1 protein-coding gene is annotated in these 591 nt (G+C 48.6%); it reads right to left on the reverse strand.

The window, feature by feature from the left end:
• Window positions 1-58 precede the first annotated feature (58 nt).
• Window positions 59-591 (reverse strand): ATP-binding cassette domain-containing protein (locus tag R7Z77_RS26975; RefSeq protein ID WP_318137255.1); only part of this gene is annotated, 533 nt, incomplete at its 5' end.

Below are 591 nucleotides of genomic sequence, written 5' to 3' on the forward strand. Positions count from 1 at the left end.
GTTGTTTTGAATGAAAAAAGACCAGCGTTGGCTGGTCTTTGTACTTTACCTGTTTTTTCTATTTCAACATAGGCTTAAGGAATCGAGCTGTGTGCGAACCTTCGATCTGAGACACATCTTCTGGTGTTCCCTGGGCAATGATCTCTCCGCCGCCTTGTCCGCCTTCTGGTCCTAAGTCGATGATCCAGTCTGCTGTTTTGATGACGTCCAAGTTATGCTCGATAACCACAACGGTATTCCCGTGATCGCGCAGGCGATGAAGTACGGTCAATAGCTGCTGAATATCATGGAAGTGCAGACCAGTTGTTGGCTCATCCAGAATGTACAAGGTTTTACCCGTATCACGCTTGGATAGCTCTCTTGCCAATTTCACTCGCTGCGCTTCGCCGCCTGATAATGTGGTTGCCGCTTGACCTAAACGAATGTAAGACAGACCAACGTCCATTAGAGTTTGCAGCTTGCGGGCAATCGCAGGAACAGGATCGAAGAAGGTGCGAGCATCCTCGACGGTCATTCCCAGTACTTCATCGATGGTTTTGCCTTTGTCGCGTACTTCCAGTGTTTCGCGGTTATAGCGCTTACCTTTACACA

The sequence above is a fragment of the Vibrio sp. 1401 genome, assembly GCF_033340295.1.